This window comes from Loktanella sp. DJP18 (assembly GCF_049310965.1).
GTDB lineage: Bacteria > Pseudomonadota > Alphaproteobacteria > Rhodobacterales > Rhodobacteraceae > Loktanella.
In genome coordinates this window covers 1-763 of sequence record NZ_JBMERN010000368.1, presented here as the reverse complement: position 1 = coordinate 763, position 763 = coordinate 1, and the positions used below count along the sequence as shown (strand labels likewise).

The following is a 763-nucleotide window of genomic DNA, read 5'->3' as shown; positions in this document are numbered from 1 at the left end:
CACCGCGGTGCCGAGCGGCCACATAGTCATTATCGGGAGTCTCAAAATGATCACTGAAATGCTATTCCAGAACTGGTCCGGTCTCGCCCGCACTCTGATCGTCGGAGTGCTTGCTTATCCCGCCCTCCTGATCATGTTGCGCGTATCAGGCAAACGCACGCTGGCCAAACTCAACGCATTTGATCTGATCGTGACCGTGGCGCTCGGATCGACGCTCGCATCGATCCTCCTGTCTGAAAGTGTGGCTTTGGCCGAAGGCCTATTGGCGCTCGCCGTTTTGATCGGTTTGCAATGGATCTTGGCGTGGTCTTCGGTCCGGTCTTCAACGGTAGCGGAACTGGTACGCTCGGACGCCACGTTATTGGTCCGCGATGGTGCCATCTGTCGCGGCGCCCTGCATCGCGAACGGATCACCGAGGTCGAACTGATGACCGTGATCCGTCAAAGCGCGGCCAGTGCTATTGATGAGCGACAGACGGTATTACCGGCTTGTAAGGGGCTGGCACCGATAGGTGGTCCGCCTCCACGATGTGCACATTGAAACGAGGGTTGCGATGGATCGCAGAGCCTCATGCACAAGGGAGACGAACCATGTCGGATTATAGCGCTTTCGTGGGCCTTGATGTCCATAAAGATACCATCGCGGTGGCTGTTGCGGATGCAGGTCGCATGGGTGAGGTCAGGTTCTGGGGCGAAATCGCCAACACGCCAGACGCCGTCGCCAGCATGCTGCGCAAGCTTGGCGGGCGGCATCCACTGATGA

The 763-nt window shown here is 58.2% G+C and carries 1 protein-coding gene; it reads left to right on the top strand.

Annotated features, from left to right (window positions below; genetic code table 11):
- Positions 1-7 precede the first annotated feature (7 nt).
- Positions 8-541: a DUF421 domain-containing protein gene (locus ACOI1H_RS25945; RefSeq protein WP_422441234.1), complete on the top strand. Its 534-nt coding sequence runs from the start codon at positions 8-10 to the stop codon at positions 539-541.
- The last annotated feature ends 222 nt before the right edge of the window (positions 542-763 follow it).